The organism is Anditalea andensis, from assembly GCF_000714815.1.
Classification (GTDB): domain Bacteria; phylum Bacteroidota; class Bacteroidia; order Cytophagales; family Cyclobacteriaceae; genus Anditalea; species Anditalea andensis.
Genome location: NZ_JMIH01000022.1, coordinates 1 through 20,443, shown reverse-complemented (window position 1 = coordinate 20,443; position 20,443 = coordinate 1). Strand labels below are relative to the sequence as shown.

Annotated in this window: 14 protein-coding genes; 4 read left to right on the top strand and 10 right to left on the bottom strand. The window is 38.3% G+C overall.

The features are described 5' to 3' along the window. Position 1 precedes the first annotated feature (1 nt). The 6 genes from EL17_RS12995 to EL17_RS12970 all read right to left on the bottom strand — a co-directional run bounded on the left by EL17_RS12995 (position 2) and on the right by EL17_RS12970 (position 9,063). Complete coding sequence (locus EL17_RS12995) at positions 2-1,774, bottom strand: sodium:solute symporter family protein (RefSeq protein WP_035074744.1); 1,773 nt, start codon at positions 1,772-1,774, stop codon at positions 2-4. A 95-nt stretch (positions 1,775-1,869) separates the two neighbouring features. Further along, positions 1,870-2,670: a TPM domain-containing protein gene (locus EL17_RS12990; protein ID WP_035074742.1), complete on the bottom strand. Its 801-nt coding sequence runs from the start codon at positions 2,668-2,670 to the stop codon at positions 1,870-1,872. Positions 2,671-2,801: 131 nt separating this feature from the next. Further along, entirely contained in the window at positions 2,802-3,236 is a 435-nt protein-coding gene (locus EL17_RS12985; protein ID WP_035074740.1) for a TPM domain-containing protein, read from the bottom strand. Between the two features lie 4 nt (positions 3,237-3,240). Continuing rightward, on the bottom strand, positions 3,241-3,831 hold the full coding sequence (locus tag EL17_RS12980) for a LemA family protein (RefSeq protein ID WP_035074727.1): 591 nt from the start codon (positions 3,829-3,831) through the stop codon (positions 3,241-3,243). A gap of 67 nt (positions 3,832-3,898) precedes the next feature. Next, positions 3,899-7,624, bottom strand: coding sequence for a PAS domain S-box protein (locus tag EL17_RS22670; RefSeq protein WP_051719993.1), 3,726 nt, complete (start codon positions 7,622-7,624; stop codon positions 3,899-3,901). A 275-nt stretch (positions 7,625-7,899) separates the two neighbouring features. After that, on the bottom strand, positions 7,900-9,063 hold the full coding sequence (locus tag EL17_RS12970) for an aspartyl protease family protein (RefSeq protein ID WP_240485995.1): 1,164 nt from the start codon (positions 9,061-9,063) through the stop codon (positions 7,900-7,902). Between the two features lie 307 nt (positions 9,064-9,370). On the opposite strand from EL17_RS12970, the gene EL17_RS12965 reads away from it, so the two are divergent. Further along, the gene (locus EL17_RS12965) at positions 9,371-9,841 is read left to right on the top strand and encodes a Fur family transcriptional regulator (protein ID WP_035074722.1); all 471 of its coding nucleotides are present in this window, start codon (positions 9,371-9,373) and stop codon (positions 9,839-9,841) included. Here EL17_RS12965 and EL17_RS12960 read toward each other — a convergent pair. The 4 genes from EL17_RS12960 to EL17_RS12945 all read right to left on the bottom strand — a co-directional run bounded on the left by EL17_RS12960 (position 9,829) and on the right by EL17_RS12945 (position 12,939). Further along, a complete protein-coding gene (locus EL17_RS12960) occupies positions 9,829-10,290 on the bottom strand; it encodes an SRPBCC family protein (protein WP_035074719.1) in 462 nt (153 codons plus the stop codon). The two genes, EL17_RS12965 and EL17_RS12960, sit on opposite strands and share 13 nt — an antisense overlap. Positions 10,291-10,357: 67 nt before the next feature. Beyond that, positions 10,358-11,296, bottom strand: a complete 939-nt coding sequence (hflC, locus tag EL17_RS12955; RefSeq protein WP_035074716.1) for a protease modulator HflC — start codon at positions 11,294-11,296, stop codon at positions 10,358-10,360. A gap of 3 nt (positions 11,297-11,299) precedes the next feature. Further along, positions 11,300-12,268: an FtsH protease activity modulator HflK gene (hflK, locus tag EL17_RS12950; protein ID WP_035074713.1), complete on the bottom strand. Its 969-nt coding sequence runs from the start codon at positions 12,266-12,268 to the stop codon at positions 11,300-11,302. Between the two features lie 62 nt (positions 12,269-12,330). Further along, complete coding sequence (locus EL17_RS12945; protein ID WP_164675081.1) at positions 12,331-12,939, bottom strand: cytochrome c oxidase subunit 3; 609 nt, start codon at positions 12,937-12,939, stop codon at positions 12,331-12,333. 145 nt (positions 12,940-13,084) lie between these two features. On the opposite strand from EL17_RS12945, the gene mfd reads away from it, so the two are divergent. The 3 genes from mfd (at position 13,085) to EL17_RS12930 (ending at position 20,421) form a co-directional block, all read left to right on the top strand. Continuing rightward, the gene (gene mfd / locus EL17_RS12940) at positions 13,085-16,435 is read left to right on the top strand and encodes a transcription-repair coupling factor (protein ID WP_035074709.1); all 3,351 of its coding nucleotides are present in this window, start codon (positions 13,085-13,087) and stop codon (positions 16,433-16,435) included. A 177-nt stretch (positions 16,436-16,612) separates the two neighbouring features. Beyond that, positions 16,613-17,827: a gliding motility lipoprotein GldJ gene (gene gldJ, locus EL17_RS12935; protein WP_035074706.1), complete on the top strand. Its 1,215-nt coding sequence runs from the start codon at positions 16,613-16,615 to the stop codon at positions 17,825-17,827. A gap of 161 nt (positions 17,828-17,988) precedes the next feature. Then, positions 17,989-20,421 (top strand): S9 family peptidase, encoded by a 2,433-nt coding sequence (locus tag EL17_RS12930; RefSeq protein ID WP_035074703.1) that lies wholly within the window; start codon positions 17,989-17,991, stop codon positions 20,419-20,421. Positions 20,422-20,443: the final 22 nt, after the last annotated feature.

Below are 20,443 nucleotides of genomic sequence, written 5' to 3'. Positions count from 1 at the left end.
TCTAGGAAACCTTCATTTTTTTCCAACTTAAAAACATTAATAAACCGCCTGCTACAGCTATAAATGTAGTGATGATGCCAGCTGTTATATTCCCATAGAGCCAAAAACCAGTAGCAAAAAGCGCACAATATACGGTCACACATCCCAAAATCATCAGTCCTATTTCGAAGGGCAACTGTCCTCTTTCTGCTATGACATCAGGGTTTTGGGAAAGAAATGTTTTCCACCCATGAGATGCTGGTTTTACCAATTGGTAAAATGTTCTCAATACGCTGTTATTTTCCGGCTTAGTCAGTAAAGTCACTATCAGCCATGCAGCAGTAGTAATCCCTACACCTATCAATAATTTCTCATAGCTTAGCAGCGGTTCCATACCGGTTTTTTCATGGACCAGTTCAAAATATATGGCTACAATAAAAGATACCACCATACCGGTGATTTCAGTAAATGCATTTATCCGCCACCAAAACCATCGCAATATAAATATCATGCCTGTCCCTGCCCCTATTTGGAGCAGGATGTCAAAAGCCTGTAGTGCATTAGAAAGTTCCAGCGCCAAAAGTGCTGCAAAGAACATTAATAAAACAGTACTGATCCGACCTACATTCACCTGTTCTTTATCTGATGCATCTGGTTTTACAAACCGCACATAAAAATCATTTACTATATAGGAGCTGCCCCAGTTAAGGTGGGTGGAAATGGTGGACATGAAAGCTGCTATAAGGGAGGCCAATACTATACCTAATAAGCCCACAGGCAAAAAGGTGAGCATAGCGGGATAGGCCAAGTCATCATTCAGCTTGTCATCCGGAAGATGGGGAAATGCCACTTTAAGATCGCTTATCTCTGGAAAAACGATAAGCGATGATAAGGCGATGATGATCCATGGCCACGGCCGCAAGGCATAATGTGCGATATTGAAAAACAGGGTAGCTCCGATAGCATTTTTTTCATCTTTTGCTGAAAGCATTCGCTGTGCTATGTACCCTCCACCACCTGGTTCTGCTCCAGGATACCACGTCGCCCACCATTGCACCGCTATAGGCATGATCAAAAGGGGAATTAAGGTTTTACTATCTCCAAAATCAGGGAGCAAATTCAATTTATCTGAAACTTGTGGATGAGTAAATAATGCATTTAATGAGCCTATCTCAGGCTGCTGAAGTATATACCAAGCTGCACCGAATGAACCGGCTATGGATATAAAAAACTGGAAAAAATCTGTAAGCAATACACCTCTGAGCCCCCCAAGGGAGCTATATATTACTGTAACGATAGAAGCTATCAACATTGTCTGAACCGGAGAGAGGCCCAGCATCACGCCTCCGATCTTAATAGCGGCCAATGATACAGTGGCCATAATGACTACATTAAAGAATACCCCTAAGTACAATGCCCTAAAGGCCCTTAAGAAAGCGGCAGGCTTACCACCATATCTTATTTCATAAAACTCAAGATCTGTGGTAACTTTTGACCTTCTCCATAGCTTTGCATAAACAAATACAGTTAACATACCTGTCAATAAAAAAGCCCACCAGACCCAGTTTCCAGATACACCGTTTTTTCTGACTATATCTGTGACCAGGTTAGGGGTATCAGCAGAAAAAGTAGTGGCTACCATAGAAACACCCAGCAGCCACCAGGGCATGTTTCTACCAGATAAGAAAAACTCCTTGGCATTTTTACCCGCCTGCTTTGCCGTAACTATCCCTATTAACATAGAGATTAAAAAAAATCCAGCAATAATGGCCCAGTCTATATTACTAATCAGCATAAATGGATGGTTGTATTAATCAGCTATATTATCCATATTATACTTAAAAGCAAAAAATTTTAGGTAGATTATGCCGAAAATATTATAAAAGGAAATTACCAGCTACCTCCGGCGCCGCCGCCGCCAAAGGATCCACCACCAAAACCGCCAAAGCCTCCGCCTCCACCACCGCCAAAGGATCCTCTTCCTCCAGAAAAGTCTCCGTACTTACCACGTCCCCCGCCTCCTAGCATATTCATAAGCATCATAGTAGTGATAATATTCACACCACCTCCACGTCCTCCCATATGGTTATTATTATCTTTTCTATTCCTTATCAATGGAAGAATAATAAAAAGAAACACAAAAAACATTATGAAAAAACCTGCACTTCCCGGATTTCCTTTTTGATCTGACCTTTCTGCCTTATATTCCCCTGAAGCGAGCCTGAAGATCATATCTGTAGCTTTATCCAGCCCCTCATGATAAGCCTCCATTCTAAACGAAGGCACGATCAACTGGTCAATGATCCTACGGGCCATGACATCCGGTATAGCACCTTCCATACCATATCCCGTGGCGATAAAAACTTTTCGGTCTTCTATAGCAGCCAGTATCAAAATTCCGTTCTCTCTATCGCGTCGTCCAATTCCCCACTTTTCTGCCAATTGGATGGTATAGTCCCCTATCTCATAGGGACCGACAGACTTAATCAGAACAATACTTACCTGCGATGAAGTGGTATCTTCATAACCCAACAGTTTTTGCTCCAAATGCGCTATCTCTTTAGAAGAAAGCGTACCTGTAAAATCATTTACTAACCTGGGAGGGGTCGGTGCCCCCGGAAAGTCACCTTGGCCAAAACCAGGGTAAGAGATGAGTAAGATTATGAAAGTAACTATATTTTTATACCACATTATATTAAATGAATCCGCTATTCAAAGCGATTTGTAAACCTCCTATTGGTTTTCTTTTTAGGAAAAATCGCTTCTATTTCAGCTAAAGATATTGATGATGACTAACCCCTTCAAAAGTAAAACAGCATACACTAACCAAATGAAATTTCATCCGGCAATTCATTTTCACTGCCTTTTTGATCATAGGGAAAATGAGCCTTTAACTGTTTCCCTGACATTTCTATCCCTAACCTTAAGCCTTCTGTAAATTGGCGATTTTTAAAATAAACTATCATTGTATCTTTGATTTTTTCCCAAAAATCTGGCGTTACCACAGCATTAATTCCTGCATCTCCTAGGATGGCAAATTTATGGTCATCTGTGGCAAGATAAAACAATACAGCATTTCTGTATTTAGTTTTATGCATCTTCAAAAGTTCAAAAACCGCTGCCGCCCTATCCAGGACATCACCTTTACAATGACTTTCCAGATGAACTTGAATTTCACCAGACGTTTCCAATTCTGCTTTCTTTATCGCCTCAGTGATGATATCCTTATCTTCTTGTGAAAATAATTTTTCTGCCATAATACTAAAATTGTACTGTTGGAGCCTGTTCTGCCCCGGCAGAGGCTTCAAAATATCCCTTACGTTCAAAACCAAACCATCCCGCATATATATTATTGGGAAAAGTCCTAAGTTCAGCATTATACGACTGGACAGACTGGTTGAAATTTCTTCTAGCTACCGAAATCCGGTTTTCAGTACCTTCTAGTTGCGCCTGTAAATCTCTAAAATTCTCATTTGCCTTTAATTCAGGATACCGCTCCACCGAAACCAATAAGCGGCTCAATGATCCGGATAGCTGCTCTTGAGCCTCTTGGAATTCTGCTATCTGCTCAGGTGAAAGATTATCAGCATTAACATTTACAGATGTAGCTCTAGCCCTGGCGTTGATCACGCCCTCGAGCGTTTCTCTTTCAAAATCCGCATAACCTCTAACAGTGGATACCAGATTTGGAATAAGATCTGCCCTTCTTTGATATTGGGTTTCCACTTCTGCCCACTGGCCATTAAGGATTTCTTCTTTCTGAACAAACTGATTATAAGTCCCTACCGATTTGGTATAAATGAATAGCCCAATGATGGCTATGATTGCAATGGGTATTAAGGCTTTTTTCATTTTAAAATAAAATTTGCTGCAAATTTACTAATTACCGGTTACGAAAAAGAAGATTAATAAGTTATAATTAATCTTGGTTTGCAGGTTCGTTTTTCTCTGCAGAGGAATTATACCTCATATTTTTTAAATAGGCTTTAAATGTGGTACCTTCTCCCACTGTACTCTCTACTGTAAGATCTCCGTCATAAGCCCTTATCTGCTCTCTGACCAGATAAAGCCCAAGCCCTTTGCCATCTACATGTGAATGAAACCGCTGGTAAAGACCAAATAGGCGGTCACCGTATCTCTCCAGATCCAAACCGATTCCATTATCAGTAAAGCTTACTACATGGTAATCTCCCATTTTGTACGCACTTATATGAATGACCGGGTAGCGGTCAGGGTGTTTATATTTAATGCCATTAGTAAGAAAATTTAAAAAGAAGTTTTCCAGATGAGAGTACACATAGTTTATTTCCCCTACATCTTCAAAATCAGTGGTGATAAGAGCTTTAGATTCATTAATTTGTTGAAACAAACTTCGCTCTACATTATGTAGTACCTGTTGGAAGCTTAAGTTTTCCACTTTGGGAAGTTTTTGCTTTCTTATCGAAACCACCTCGATAAGATCCATAAGGGTGGAACTGAGAAGTTCTGTGGAAATTTTCAAATGTTCTATGACATCCTCATTTTCTTTATCAGCCGGATCATCTTCATTATAAAGATTTAGAAGTGCGGATATATTTACTATAGGTGCGCGTAGATTATGTGAAACGATATAGGCGAATCTTTGCAGTTCCTCATTATGGGATTTGAGGTCCTTGATTAGCTTTTCCCTTTCCTTTTCAGACTTTTTAGAATCAGTTATGTTTTGGGTCACCAAAAGGATCCTATCTATTTGTCCCCCGGCATTATACAGCGGCACACCACTTTTCAAATAATGTTGGCCTCCATAAGCTACTTCGTACATGACGGTTTTACCATCAAACACATCAGCCAAGTGGAGTTTAGCTTCTTGTACCACTTCGGCTTCATATTTTAAAAGGTGGTAGGACCCTATAAGATCTTTGGGATTCAATCCTATAATTTCATATTCTTTACCTTCAGTATAGATGTATCTTAGGTTTTTATCGAGCACATCTACCGTTCCTTTAGGAAAATTCTCTGCTATACTTCGGTAAAGCTGCTCAGATTCCTGAAGTTTTTTCTCCGCCGCTGTCCTATCAGTGATATCGTCTGCAAATACTACGTAGGTTAAATTATGACTTTGGGGTTCTCTGATGGATATAAATGATAGTTTAAGTTCTTTATTTTTCCCTCCTTCCATGGGCATCAGGTAATAATCCGCCTTGGTCTTTTTATCAGAAGATTCCAGAATCAATTCTTTTAAGGATTTGAGGTATCCTCCCCTGTTTAAGTTTACATCAAGTAATTCATCTTTGTCTGCTATATTAAAGAATTCAAGCGTTTTTGAATTGATTAAATTAACCTTCATGTCCTCATCTATTGAAAAAATCGCATAATCTGAGCCATTTAGGATTGTCTCCTGAAGTTTATTGGTCCTAAGTAACTCTTGTTCATATTGCTCCCTTTGGAGCTCCGCACCGATACGGTCACCTAATATTTTGAGAATTTCAGCGAAATATTCATGATTTTCTAAAGGTTTAACATCTAAAAAAGCGAATACCCCTACTTTTTCATGGTTAGCATTTAATAGCGATATTCCTCCATAGGACTGGACATCCAGTTTTTGAAGTACGGGATCATCAGGATAAGCACTGGCTACATTATTGACTATAATTTTAAAGTGTGAATCCGGATTTTCAAGCATGACCTGGCAGGGTGAATTTTCCAGTAAATAGGAAAAGGTTTTCTGAAGCCGGCCCTCTTTTGCCAGTGCCACTATATCTATGGACTTATTATCCGCACTACATTGACCTATATAGCAATATTTTATGTTAAAACTAGTAGTGAGTAACCCACATAGACTTTCTAGAAATTCCTGTCCCCTCAAACGGGTAGAAATGTCAGCGACCTTATTCAGTATGTTTTGAAAAAATTCCTGCTCCGAGACCTCTTCCATGATGGCTTGAAAGCTTTCCCCGTTATCTATAGCAGAAGAAGTTACCCTGATATAAAGGGGTATTTTGTGGGTTAGTGATGTAAATGGCCCCTCATAGGTAGCATTGCCTTTTTCTATACTTTCTTTATATATCCTATGTATGGGCATACCGGAAAATGCTGAATCAATATTGAGGCCCAAGAGGTCAGTTTCATTTTGAATTTTCATCTTTTCTAGAAGACTTTTGTTGGCCCCTAAAACCTGGCCTTTCCTGTCAAACTGAAATATGGCTAAGGGGCTGTCTTCAAAAAGGGCCCTATACCTCTGAAAATTATAGTTGGCCTCCTCTTCTTTTTTCTTTGTATAACTTATATCTACAAAAAATCCTGCCCATATAGATTCTTTGTCATATTGGGGCAATCGGCTGGAAGCGCCATAGATCCATTTAATATTTCCAGAAGGTGTAATTATCCTAAACTGGGAGGCAAAATTAACATCATTGGCATATGCATGTTTATCAGCTTTTAAAACTTGTGCCAGATCATCAGGATGAATAAGATTTGTAAGATTATATTCCGACTCTTTGATAGATTCAGGATTAATCTCAAAAAGTTCACGTGCTCCATCACTTACAAAAACAAATTTATGCCTATCATCTGGCAGATATTTCATCATGTATACCATGCCAGGTACCACACCTGTTAGCTCATTAAGTTTAGATTCAACATTCAATAGATCCTGCTCTACCTTCTTGAGTTCTGAGACGTCTTTTATAGTACCTATTATGATAGGTGTATCATGTTCTGATTTCAAAAAGGGTTTAGCTATATCGTGGACATATAAATAATGTCCTTCTTTATGTCTTATTCTGTATACCACTTCATAGGTGCCATGTATATTAAAATCATTCTCAAAACCGTCTATTATAAAATCCCTATCATCTGGATGTATCATTTCCATCCAATCATGCATCGATATCTGGTTCATTTCGAAAGGGGAATAACCCAGAATCTGCAAGGTAGCCCCTGACCAGTTTATATCATTATTGCCAGCCTGATGTTCATAATAGATAGACCCAGAATACTGACGGAAAATCTGATCGTAACTATATTGACCTTCTGTAACAAAATCCTCATTAATATCTTTTATCGAGCATAAGGATAAGAGGCCAAAGCCATTTGATAATGTCTCTTTTTTAAGATATAATTGTTGGTAAATAATTTCAATAATGTCATCACCAGCCCTATTCAAAAAATGATCAAGTGTATTTTCAACTAAAAAACTGTACCTATTCAATAGAAATAGTTTAAGATCTCCGATATGCTCCATAGCTGGAGAATTATTGTTATGATCAAAACTATATACTTTATTTTCAGAAATATTTAATAACCAGGAAAAACTTGTATTTACATCTTGAGGGATAGACGAAATCAAAACATTAGCTATAAAATCATTGTCCTCTAACGGTATTACACATCCTTCTATTTCTACATATTGAAATTGACGTTCACTAATCAAAAGCGGAGTAATTATTTTCCTATTACTTCTCAATGTATCAAAGAATAATTGTAAAACCGGAAATTGCAAACCTGGAAAGAGCCTTTCAAAATTTAAATTTTCAGCAATCATTCCGGGCGTTATATTAAGATCTATAGATCCAGATGAAACATACAGCACCTCTACATTCTGATTGCTATGCCCTTTAAGCGTTAGGAATATATTTTCTTTTTTAAAATCAGCCTTTTCCGACATATTCAAACAAATTTGCATTTAATAGCCAAAAATAAGCTTTTTATCTTTTTATCTAATAAATTGTTATATACTTTCCTGACTTATTTCAAGCACTTTCAGATTATAAATGTGCTAAATATTTATGATAGGGAATATATTTAACCTTAAACAATTTTTAGACCATTAATTCTACTCCTATACAGACCCTATATTCACCCAATAATATTCATTTAAAATACAAAAAAATGAATTTAATATTTGTTGCTATTTATCAGTCAAGATTTTTTATAAGGATGTTATATCTGTCTGCGAAGGGTAATATTTTTAGAAATCACTAATGCCACATCCCCTTTTTGTCGTATTAATTCAATTTTGATTTTCTTTCCATCCTTACTTCTAAACAGTTCTGTAATACCCGTTAGAGCCCAAAATTCAGCCGGAATCCCATTTACACTAATTATTTCATCCCCTTGCTTGATCCCTGCCTTCTCGGCTGGAGATCCATCTCTAAGTTGGGAGACATAGATTCTATTATCAGCTGTAGGCATCATTCTTACAGTAATCCCACTCATATCATATTCAAATGGCTCTCTATACCTATCCCCTCTACGGTAATACATCCTTTCACGCGTATAATCCAATATGATTTTCATTTTACCCAATATATCTGACCCAATAGTTCCCTGCCTTCCCGTTTGGATGATGATATCTGAGAATTCTGTTTTATCCGGAAATGATGCGGTTATTCTCTTAAATTTTAATTTACCTATTTTGAGTTGTGGCACCCTACCTACTACCCCACTTAAATCGCCTCCTAATGATGTTCCCAGATCACTTTCTAATACTACTTCCGGTATAATAATTTTATCAGATGTTTCGGGATTGATCAGTAAGCTGTGGTTTGCTCCTGTATCTATAAGTAGTTTAGCGGGCAAATGGCTCCCATCACTTTGATAAATAGTACCTTTAATATAGGGCTTCGCATTGATCATATCCACCTTTAATTTTTTATAACCTAAAGGTCTTTTTCTGAGCGCAGTAGACCGGTAAAAGGTTATCATTTTCCTGTCATAATCTATTTTTACGGGATTAAATTTAAAAAATTCAAAACCTATCACGCCATGCACGGCCACACCCAAAACCAGGTCAAGGCTTACAAATTCCTCATCGAGTACCAATAAAGTCTGAGCTACACCTTTTAAATCACCTATATCCAGTTTATTATTTGGAGAAATGGAAGCTGTCAGAATAGATTTTCCATCAGCACCCATAAGATTCAGCTTCCGTGTGTAAAATAAATCCAGTTCATCTCCCAGCGCCTTACTGAATAGGAGATTTGCTTTTACACCTGTGTCCAGCAAAAAATTATATGGACTGGATCCATTAATTGAAACCGGGATAATTATTATGTCATGGTGATGCATAAATGGAATTTCCATCCGGTTAACATTGCCCTTCATAAAAAATCCCGGTATCTGGGAATATAGATGATAAGAGGGCACAAACAGAAGCAGTAATATGGAAATAAAACACAACCTCATGATGTACTAATGATTACTTTGGGCTTTTCTGATAATCTGATATAGATACACACCTTTAATTTACTAATAATCAAATGAATATCTAGAGCTCAATATAAGCATCTAACTATTTACACCCAATAGTGTTTCTAATTTAGAATGATGGCAAATTAGCCGTAAATGGCAGAAAGCTTTTGAAAAAAAATTAAAATCGTGCATCTTTAATCTTTAGAATCATTTAACCTATATGGCTGAAAAATCCCTATCAGAAAAAGCAAAGAAAATTTTTGAAAACTTCCTCCTTAGACAAGGCAGCAGAAAGACACCTGAAAGGTTTTCAGTAATAGATGAGCTTTATGCTATGCCTCAGGATGAACATATAGATGTGGAAGGTTTGTTCTTGATGATGAGAAATAAAGGATATTCCATCAGCAGGGCTACTATATATAATACCCTGGACCTTTTGGTGGAATGTGGATTGGCTGTAAAACATCAATTCAAAGACAAGGTAGCCCTTTATGAACAGGCCCTCACTTATAAACATCATGATCACCATGTCTGTAACCAATGCAGAAAAATCCGGGAATTTTCTGATGAAAGAATTAACCTGATCAAAGATGCTATGGGCAAAGAGTTTGCTTCTGGAATCACCAGCCACTCTTTAGTTTTATATGGAGACTGTTATATACAGGATTGTGATAATCTTCATTTAGGATAGACTACTTTATTTTTTAACGAGAAATATCGCTTATATATCGGTTTACGATATAAAAATTGCCCGATCATAACTGGATAAAGTAATGCTGTCATCAATTTATTCATAGACTTATAATTTATTTCATCTACAATTAAAGTTTTACCACCTTTGTTTATGATCCGGTGTTTATGTTGCCACTCCTTTAGAAAAAATGGAAGCCGGGTGCCTTTATCTATAAAATAGAATTCTTCATCAGTCTGTAAATGATCGGTTATAATTCCATCCCATGTTTGTTTAAAAAACAGAAAGTCAAGTTCCATACTTACCTTATCTGATGTAGAAATACCACCGAAGATTTTGATAGTTACTTTCGGAAAGGGCGGACTTAAGCTTTTTAATAATTGAGCATTAAATCCGTTCTTTACAGAAATAAAGTCCCGATCGACTAAAGTGGAGATGCTTATTTTCATATTCACTTAAGCACGATCAGGGATATTTTGTTTTAGGTTTTTATTATTTTCCTATGAGGTAAGTCTTTTAATTGAGCTTATTTAAATATTTAAAAAACTCGCTGTTTGTAGATATGATCAGACTTGTCTTCTCATCCATAGATTTTTCAAAACTCTCCATCGTCCTGAGAAATTTATACAAGTCTACAGATTGCCGATTCTTATTATAGGCGGAAGCATATATCCGTGTGGCTTCAGCATCGGCACGGCCTTTGATCTCTTCTGCCTCCCTAAAAGCTTCAGACTGTATCTGTGCTAAATCCCTTTCTTTATTCCCTTCTATTTTTCTGGCTTCTCCCTGCCCTTCTGACCTAAACTGGTCCGCTATACGGTTACGCTCACTGATCATCCTGTCAAAAACCCGGTCTCTGACTTCATCTACATAGTTCATTCTCTTAAACCTAAAATCAAGGATCCTGACACCTAAATCTATGGTACGCTCATTGGCCTTTTGCAGTATGATCTTTTCAATGGCAGATCTTCCTACCGCTATATCATCCAATACTTCGATCTCTTCCATAAAATCTTCTGTGATCTCAGGGTCTCTGTTGCTGGACCGGACTATGTCCAAAAGTTCATTGCTGGCTACGGCATTACGGGTCTCTCCGTCCAAAATATCATCGAGCCTTGACTGGGCAGATCGTTCGTCCCTAAGCCTGATAAAAAACTGTAAAGGGTCAGTGATTTCCCACCGGGCGTATGTATCCACAAAGATAAATTTTTTATCCTTTGTTGGCACCTGGTTTCTGTCTCCGTCCCATTCTAAAAAACGCTTATCGAAATACTGCACTTTGTGGATAAACGGGGTTTTAAAATGTAGCCCTGGCGCTGTTCTAGGTTGGCCTACAGGTTTTCCAAACTGCGTAACGATTACTTGTTGGGTTTCATCCAGTATGTACAAACTGCTATTCAATAATAGTAGCGCTAGTGCTATGAGTACAATATATCCTATATAATTTTTTTTCATGGTCTAGTTATCCTTTCTTTCCAGGTTTAAAAGCGGCAATACATTATTGCCTTTCTCATCCGTGATTACCTTATTGCCTATGCGTGGAAGCACCCTCTCCATAGTCTCAAGATAAATTCTTTGTTTAGTAACTTCCGGAGATAGCTGGTATGCCTCAAATAGTGAATTAAATCTATCTGCCTCACCTTTGGCCCTGTTTACCCTGTTCAACGCAAAAGCTTCAGCTAATTGAATGGTTTCGCTGGCTTCTCCTCTAGCCCGTGGTATTACCCTGTTATATTCTGCTTCGGCCTGATTGATCAGTGTTTCTCGCTCTTGCTGAGCCTGGTTTACAGCGTTAAAGGATGGTTTTACCGGTTCGGGGGGATTTACATCTTGTAATACCACCTGATCTATTCGTATCCCATTCTGATACTCATCACATAATTCCTGCAGCAATATTTCCACACTGGTAGCTATTTCCTGTCTGCCTACAGTTAATACTTCATTGACCGTTCTGTCACCCACGATTTTCCTCATCGATGCCTCGGCCATATCCCTCAGCGTTTTCTCAGGATTACGTACCCTAAAAAGGTAATTATAAGAATCAATGATTCTATATTGAACTACCCACTCTACATCCGTAAGATTCAGATCACCGGTAAGCATCATGGATTCCTCACCAAAGCCTGTCTTGGCATATTCGCTCTGACGTCCGGCATCTGTGGTCCTAAATCCAAATTCTTGTTTTAACTGCCTTTGTACTGGTATCTTGGACATTGTTTCAATACCAAATGGCAAAATAAAGTTTAATCCCGGAGGAACTATACGGTTAAATTCTCCCATCTGGACCACTACTCCTTCTTCCTCTGGTCCCACTGTTCGGATAGAAGACAATACGCCTATAAATAAAATAAGACCGAATACTATTTTGATGAGGTACTTTTTAATCCAATCGGGATTAATATTTAGCTCATATTCTTTATCTGACATAGAAAATATAATTTTTTAAAGTTGTGGAAGGTAAGGATAAAACAGCTTATGAAAGCATAAAATCAATTAAAAGATAGAAAAAATAGTATAAATAAAACCAACCAAATCCCATCCATAAAATACCAGTATAAGGTAAAAAGGCTAAGCTTCATCTTTTCAAAAGGATTGATCATAACCAAAAAAACCTTAACGGTATCATTTTTTATTTTATTAAAATAAAAGGTAATCATTAGCCCATATATCAATGCTCCCAACAAATGAAAAATATGTATACCTGTCAGAACGTACAAAAAACTACTATAAGGTATCCCAGTAAAATGCAATCCCATATCGCCTAGTTCTATCCATCCTATTACCTGCAGTACTATAAACAAGAGGCCTAACATCAGCGTAATGCTCAGCATTTTCCTTACCTCCCAGAATTTTTCCTGTTCAAAAAGGGGTATCAGACGGCCTACATAAAAGCCACTGCCCACCATGACTATAGAGCTGATCAAGAATGCATACGGCATTCTTATTTCATTTAGATGTATAAGGGCGGGGTTGTGGGTAAAAAAAAATGCAAGTGCCAAAAACAAGAAAATCAAACCGCTTCCGAACATCCCCAAGTACATAATCGTTTGATAAGGATGCAGTTTTTCAATTATTCTTAAATATTTTCTAGCTGACATAAGCATATCTGATAGGTGATAAACAAAAAAAATCCATTTAGGTTTATAGACCAAACAGTTCCGCAGAGACTTAAAAATCCTTTTTGTATCTTTGCGGTTATTATAGCCAAAGCCTTCAATCAAAAATAAAAAATCAACCCCTATTTTGGAAAAAAAAGCTTTTTTGACCCTATATCAGCTTGATCCCCTCATTAAAACCATCGGTGCTGAAATCAACTCCACTCAACAAAAAACTTTTCATATAAAAGGTCTTTCAGGAAGCATGGATATGGTTATCATTGCCTCCTTGGATAAAACACTACCGGGACACCATCTTATCATAGCTCATGACAAAGAAGAAGCTGCCTATTTTGCAGGAGATCTGGATGCATTGATCGACTATAAGGAGCCTCTTATATTTCCTTCATCTTTTAAGCGGCCCTATCAATATGATGAAGTTGAAAATGCAAACGTCCTCATGCGTGCTGAGATTTTAAATAATATACTGGCCAAAAATAATAAAGGACAGATCATCATCACCTATCCTGAAGCACTTTATGAAAAAGTCATCAATAAAAGAGCCCTGAAAGAAAATACCTTTACCGCGACTGTAGGAGAAAAAGTAGATGTAGAATTTATCGCTGAACTATTATCTACTTATGATTTTGAAAAAAGTGATTTCGTCTATGAGCCAGGCCAGTTTGCTATAAGGGGAGGCATCATTGATATCTTTTCCTTTGCCAATGAGAACCCATTCCGGCTCGAACTATTCGGAAGAGAGATAGAAAGTATTAGGACTTTTGATCCAGAGAGCCAGCTTTCCATAGCCCCCATAGAAAAAATAAACATTATCCCTAACATACAGACAAGATTACTTCAGGAAGTAAGGCAATCATTTCTGGAATTTTTGCCTGAGGATACTACCATTTGGATGAAAGACTACCAGCAGAATTTGGACATACTCGATATGGCCTATCAAAAAGCTTCGGATAAGTTTGACGTTCTGTCACATAACAGTGCCTCAAGTAAACTTTTAACTCAACCAGAAAATTTATTTGATAATGCTGTCAGCTTCCAAAAAAGTTTACAGCGGTTTAATAAAATTGAATTTGGCAACAAATATTACTTAGATCCCTATAAAAGTTTTCAATTTAATATTAACCCACAGCCTTCTTTTAATAAAAATTTTGCTTTGCTGGTCGATAACCTTTCTTCGAATGCCCAAGAAGGATATATGAACATCATCTGTTCTGAAAGTGAAAAACAAATGGACCGTTTGCTGAGTATCTTTGAAGAGCAGGATCCTACACTCAAAATTAACACCCTTTCACTAGCTATGAGAGAGGGTTTTATAGATAAAAATCAAAAAATAGCCTGCTATACTGACCATCAAATTTTTGATAGGTTCCACAGATATAAGACTAAAGCCAAAGCTAGCAAATCCAAAGCCCTTACTTTAAAAGAAATAAAATCGCTACATCCCGGCGATTTTATAGTGCATGTGGACTATGGGATAGGGAGATTTGCTGGGCTGGAAAAAATAGATGTCAACGGAAACTTTCAAGAAGCAGTAAGATTGATATTCAGAGATGATGACCTGCTTTATGTAAATATCCATTCACTTCATAAAATTTCCAAATTTTCTGGCCAGGAGGGTACATTACCAGCTATGTCCAAACTAGGGAGTCCAGAATGGGAGAATAAGAAAAGAAAGGTAAAGAGTAAGGTAAAGGACATAGCAAAAGACCTGATAGCACTTTATGCAAAAAGAAAAAATGCTCCAGGGACCCAATTTAGCCATGATAGTGTATTACAGGTAGAGTTGGAGAGCTCATTTATATATGAAGACACTCCTGATCAGGCGGTAGCTACGGGCGATGTAAAATCAGATATGGAAAAACCTTACCCGATGGACAGGTTGGTATGCGGAGATGTAGGCTTTGGTAAAACAGAAATAGCCGTCCGCGCAGCTTTTAAAGCAGTGAACGATAGAAAGCAAGTAGCCATTCTTGTACCTACTACCATATTGGCCATGCAGCATTACCAGACTTTTAGCGAAAGATTAAAAGATTTTCCAGTTAAAGTAGATTACATAAACAGGTTCCGGACTTCAAAGGAGATCAAGGAAATCACCAAACAAGTCAGCTCGGGCGAAATAGATATCTTGGTGGGTACACACCGCATAGTAAATAAAGATATTAAGTTTAGGGACTTGGGCTTATTGGTAATAGATGAAGAACAAAAGTTCGGTGTAAAAGTGAAAGACCAGCTTAAAGAAATGAGGGTAAATGTAGATGTGCTTACCCTTACCGCCACTCCCATACCTAGGACCCTTCATTTTTCTCTAATGGGAGCCAGAGACCTATCCGTCATCGCTACCCCGCCGCCTAACAGGCAGCCAGTGACCACAGAAATCCATACCTTTCAGGAAGAGGTCATTCGAGATGCAGTAGCTTATGAAATCAGGAGAGGAGGACAGGTTTTCTTTGTACATAACCGAGTAGGAGAAATAGAAAGTATAGCTAACATCATTCTAAGACTAGTACCTGAAGCCAGGGTAATAGGTGCCCATGGCCAGATGGATGGAAAAAAGCTTGAAAAAGTCATGGTAGATTTTATAGATGGTGAATATGATGTCCTTGTATCTACTAATATTATAGAATCAGGCCTTGATATACCAAATGCGAATACTATCATTATCAACAGGGCACATATGTTTGGTCTAAGTGACCTTCATCAGATGAGAGGAAGAGTAGGAAGAAGCAATAAAAAAGCGTTTTGTTACCTTCTTACCACTCCCACATCAGGACTTACTCCTGAAGCCAGAAAAAGATTACAGACCCTGGAGGAGTTTTCAGACCTAGGAGATGGATTTAAAGTGGCCATGCGTGACCTTGACATTCGAGGTGCAGGAAACCTACTAGGCGCTGAGCAAAGTGGATTTATTACTGACATCGGATTTGAAATGTATCATAAAATCTTAGACGAAGCAGTCAGAGAACTTAAGGAAACAGAATTTGCTGAACTGTTTGAAACCGATCTGAAAGAAAAAGTGCAAGTATTGGTTCAGGACTGTGTCATAGAAACGGATATGGAATTACTGATACCTGAATCCTATGTATCCAATATTTCGGAAAGGCTAAGCCTATATTCCAAACTCGACAGTATTGGTTCAGAAGAGGAGCTTGAAAAATTCCATTTATCAGTAGAGGACAGATTCGGAAAAATACCACCGGAAGTCATTACATTATTTGATACAGTAAGATTAAGGTGGCTGGCAGAAAAATTGGGGTTTGAGAAACTGGCACTGAAAAATGGGCAAATGAAGTGCTACTTTGTGCCTTCAAACAATGAAGTATATTTTAAATCCCCCGTTTTTGGTAAGATATTAGCTTTTATTCAAACTCAGCCCAAGCACTGTAAAATAAAAGAACACAAAAACCGTTTGTTACTTACTATCAGTGCAGTAACTACGGTGGCTAAAGGGATTAAATGGCTTCAGGATATGTTAAGGTAAAAAAAATTTAAAATTTTTATCAGTATAATTTTGTCATTATGGATGTAAATTATGTCATATCTACAACAATTATTCAAATGATGCCATGTTATAGATAGGACTAAAAATATTTAAGTTGTGATAAGTTTATATTGATTATATATTAGCACTTTAAAATAGGCAAAAAATTATTGTCAGATGATATTTGGAAACAGAAATTTAGGTTTGATATTGACTGTCATTGCCCTGGCTTCAGCCACGGTATTTTCTTCGTGCAGCAGGGATGGTAGAAGAACAGCAGGAAATCCGGGAAGAGTCAGTGCATCCACTGGTGCTGCCTTTAGCTTTAATGATAGAGATACCACGCAGTTTAGAGTAGTAAGACTATCACAGGAAGTTGTAGGCCCCAGGTTAAAATATGTTCAGGGTGGCAGAGCAGTTATAGGGTCTCAGGAGCAGGATATCATGGCATTCCGTGACAATGCAGAAAGAACAGTGACCATTGCATCCTTTTACATGGATGAAACAGAAGTGACGAATGTGGACTACAAAGAATTTCTCTTTGACATGCGCAAAAAAGTGAGCGCAGATTCCCTGCTGAGACTTGAACCAAACGAAAATGTCTGGGCAGGAGCAATGTCATATAATGATGTGTATTCCACCTATTATTTCAGACATCCAGGGTTTAATTTCTACCCTGTGGCTGGGGTAAGTTGGAGCCAGGCCAATACATATGGATTGTGGAGAACGGAAAGGGTTAATGAAATCATGCAGGAAAGAAACAAAGTTGACACTACCCTTACTAGAAACCAGCTTATCGAAAGAGGAGTAGTATTGCCACAGTACAGGCTTCCTAATGAAGCAGAATGGGAATATGCCGCCAAAGCCATGATAGGTACCCAGTATTTAGATGAAAACCAAGAAAACGGCAGGATATACCCATGGGACGGAAGAGGTCTTCGAAATCCATATAATGTAAAAAGAAAAAGAAAACAGGGGGATTTCTTAGCCAACTTTAAAAGAGGCAGGGGAGATTACGCAGGTATAGCCGGTGGAATGACCAATGATGGAGATATTATTCCTGCCAACGTTTATGACTTTCCACCAAATGATTTTGGCCTATACAATATGGCGGGAAATATGAACGAATGGGTTCAAGATGTGTACCGCCCACTTTCCTATCAAGACTTTGATGATCTAAACCCCCTTAGAAGGGACGGTGTTTATGATGAGGAAGGTACCTATGGAACTACTTTGATAGATGATAATTTTAGAGTATACAAAGGAGGATCATGGAGAGACGTAGCATACTGGTTATCTCCTGGGACCAGACGATTTATGCACCAGGATTCAGCCACCAACCATATCGGTTTCAGGTGCGCCATGATTTCGGTAGGAGCTAAAGACAAATAACATTTAAAAATAAAATCTTTTATAAACCGGTTGCCTTACCTGCAACCGGTTTTTTTTATGCTCATCATTTACCACTTATACAATCCACAAACCAAAAAATAAATAAAAAGTCACTGTTCAAAATAAAATAGTAAATTAAGACCTGATAAAAAATTTACCCTATGTCGAAAGGTCTAAAAAAATTAAAAATTCACAGCTTAATCTTACTGGCAGGATTATTTGCCTGTAACATCCTGGCCGTAGCGCAGGATAATACATACCAAAAGCCTCCGAGTCAAATTGAGGAACTGGTCAATGCGCCTATTACCCCTATAGTAAGTTTCAGTAATAGAGGTGATTTCATGCTCATGATGGTAAGGTCAGGACACGGGTCGATTGAGGACTTAGCCCAAGAAGAACTTCGCATAGCCGGCATAAGAATCAATCCCGCTACCAATGGCCCTAGCCGCTCTGGAAGTATAGAAAAAATTAAAATCAAAAGTCTCCAGTCAGGTGAGGTGATAGACATCCACGGATTGCCTGAAAATCCTAAGCTGGGAAGTATGACACTATCTGAAGATGAACAATATTTAGCTTTTACCCATACATCAGATGCCGGTATTAGTCTTTGGTTAGCAGACATTCGGACAGGTCAAGCCAGAAGACTGACTGAGGATATTCTAAACCAGGTTTATGGAACATCGCTGGAATGGCTACCGGATAATAGAATTCTAATTAAAGCAGTAAATCCTGAAAGAGGATCAAAACCGGAAGCTCCAAAAGCTCCAAAAGGCCCTAATATTCAAGAAACTATGGGTGATGCAGCCCCCTCCAGAACGTATCAGGACCTTCTCACCAATCCATATGAGGAAGAACAGTTTGCCTATTTCATGGACAGTCAGCTTATGATCGTTAGTTTGGATGGAAGCCATGATATCATTGGGGAACCCGGTATGATCAAATCAGTGGATATATCGCCTGACGGAAAATTTTTGCTAGTGGAAAAAATAAAAAAACCTTTCTCTTATTTAGTTCCTGCATCCAGGTTTCCATATGACGTGGAAATTTTGGATATAGAGGGTAAGAAAATTAAAACATTTGCAGAAATACCTTTGGATGAAGTTAGGCCCACAGGCTTTGATGCTACAGTAACAGGTCCAAGATCTATTAATTGGAGGGCCGATAAGCCTGCTACTCTTTATTGGGCTGAAGCTCAGGATGGTGGAGATCCCAAAAAAGAGGTTGAAGAAAGAGACATCATCTATTACCTCAATGCCCCATTTAATGGTGATAAACAAAAATTAGGATCCACTTCATTGCGTTACAGCGGTGTGAACTGGTCGGATGATAGTTTTGCTATACTTAACGAAAGATGGTTTGCTTCCAGACAGGAAAAAAGGACGGTTATTAATCCTTCCAGACCAGGAGAAAAAGGAAATATAATAGTAGAAAGATCGTATGACGATATATACAACGATCCGGGAAGCCCTGTATTCAAGAAAAACCAGTATGGCAAATCTGTAGTAATCCGTAAAGGAAACCAGATTTTTATGACCAGTGAGGGAGGTTCTCCAGAAGGGAGTATGCCATATTTGGCCAGTTTTGATGTAAAAAGCAAAACAGAAAACATCCTATGGAGAAGCCAAGCCCCCTATTACGAGCGAGTAGCTAAGGTACTGTCAGATGATGCCTCAGAATTTATCACCCTTAAGGAAAGTACGGATGAGCAGCCGAACTACTGGAGGGTAAATACCCGTAAAAGAATAGCACCTATTCAGATTACTGAATTTGAGCACCCATATGAATCCATTAAAAATATAAACAAAGAACTGGTAACCTATACCCGAAAAGACGGCTTAAACCTATCCGCCACTATATATACACCAGAAGGATTTGATCCAGCAAGTGATGAACCTCTTCCTGTGGTGATGTGGGCTTATCCCCGTGAATATAAATCTACTGAAACTGCTGCACAGGTAAGGGGTTCCAAATATGAATTTACCAGGTTAAACTGGGGTTCTCCCCTCTACTGGGTCACTCAGGGATATGCCATCATGGACCGTACCGAAATGCCTATAGTAGGTGAAGGAGAGGAAGAACCAAATGATCAATTTGTAGAGCAACTGGTAGCCAACGCCGAAGCCGCGATAGACTATATTGTAGAAAGAGGGATCGGTGATAGAAACAGGATCGCAGTAGGAGGCCACTCTTATGGAGCGTTTATGACAGCCAACTTACTATCACATTCTGATTTATTTGCCGCAGGGATAGCCAGAAGTGGGGCCTATAACAGAACATTAACCCCATTTGGTTTTCAATATGAACAAAGGACGTATTGGGAAGCTCCAGAGGTATATAATATCATGTCTCCTTTTATGAATGCACATAAAGTAAAGACACCTATTCTGCTGATCCATGGAGAGGCAGATAATAACTCTGGTACATTCCCCATTCAAAGTGATAGATATTACAATGCATTAAAAGGACACGGCGCCACGGCCAGACTGGTATTCCTACCCCACGAAAGCCATGGATATGCTGCTCTGGAATCCATACTCCATACCCTTCATGAACAACATGAGTGGCTGGAAAAATACGTCAAGAATAGACAATAATTTACTTCAATAAAAAGGGAGG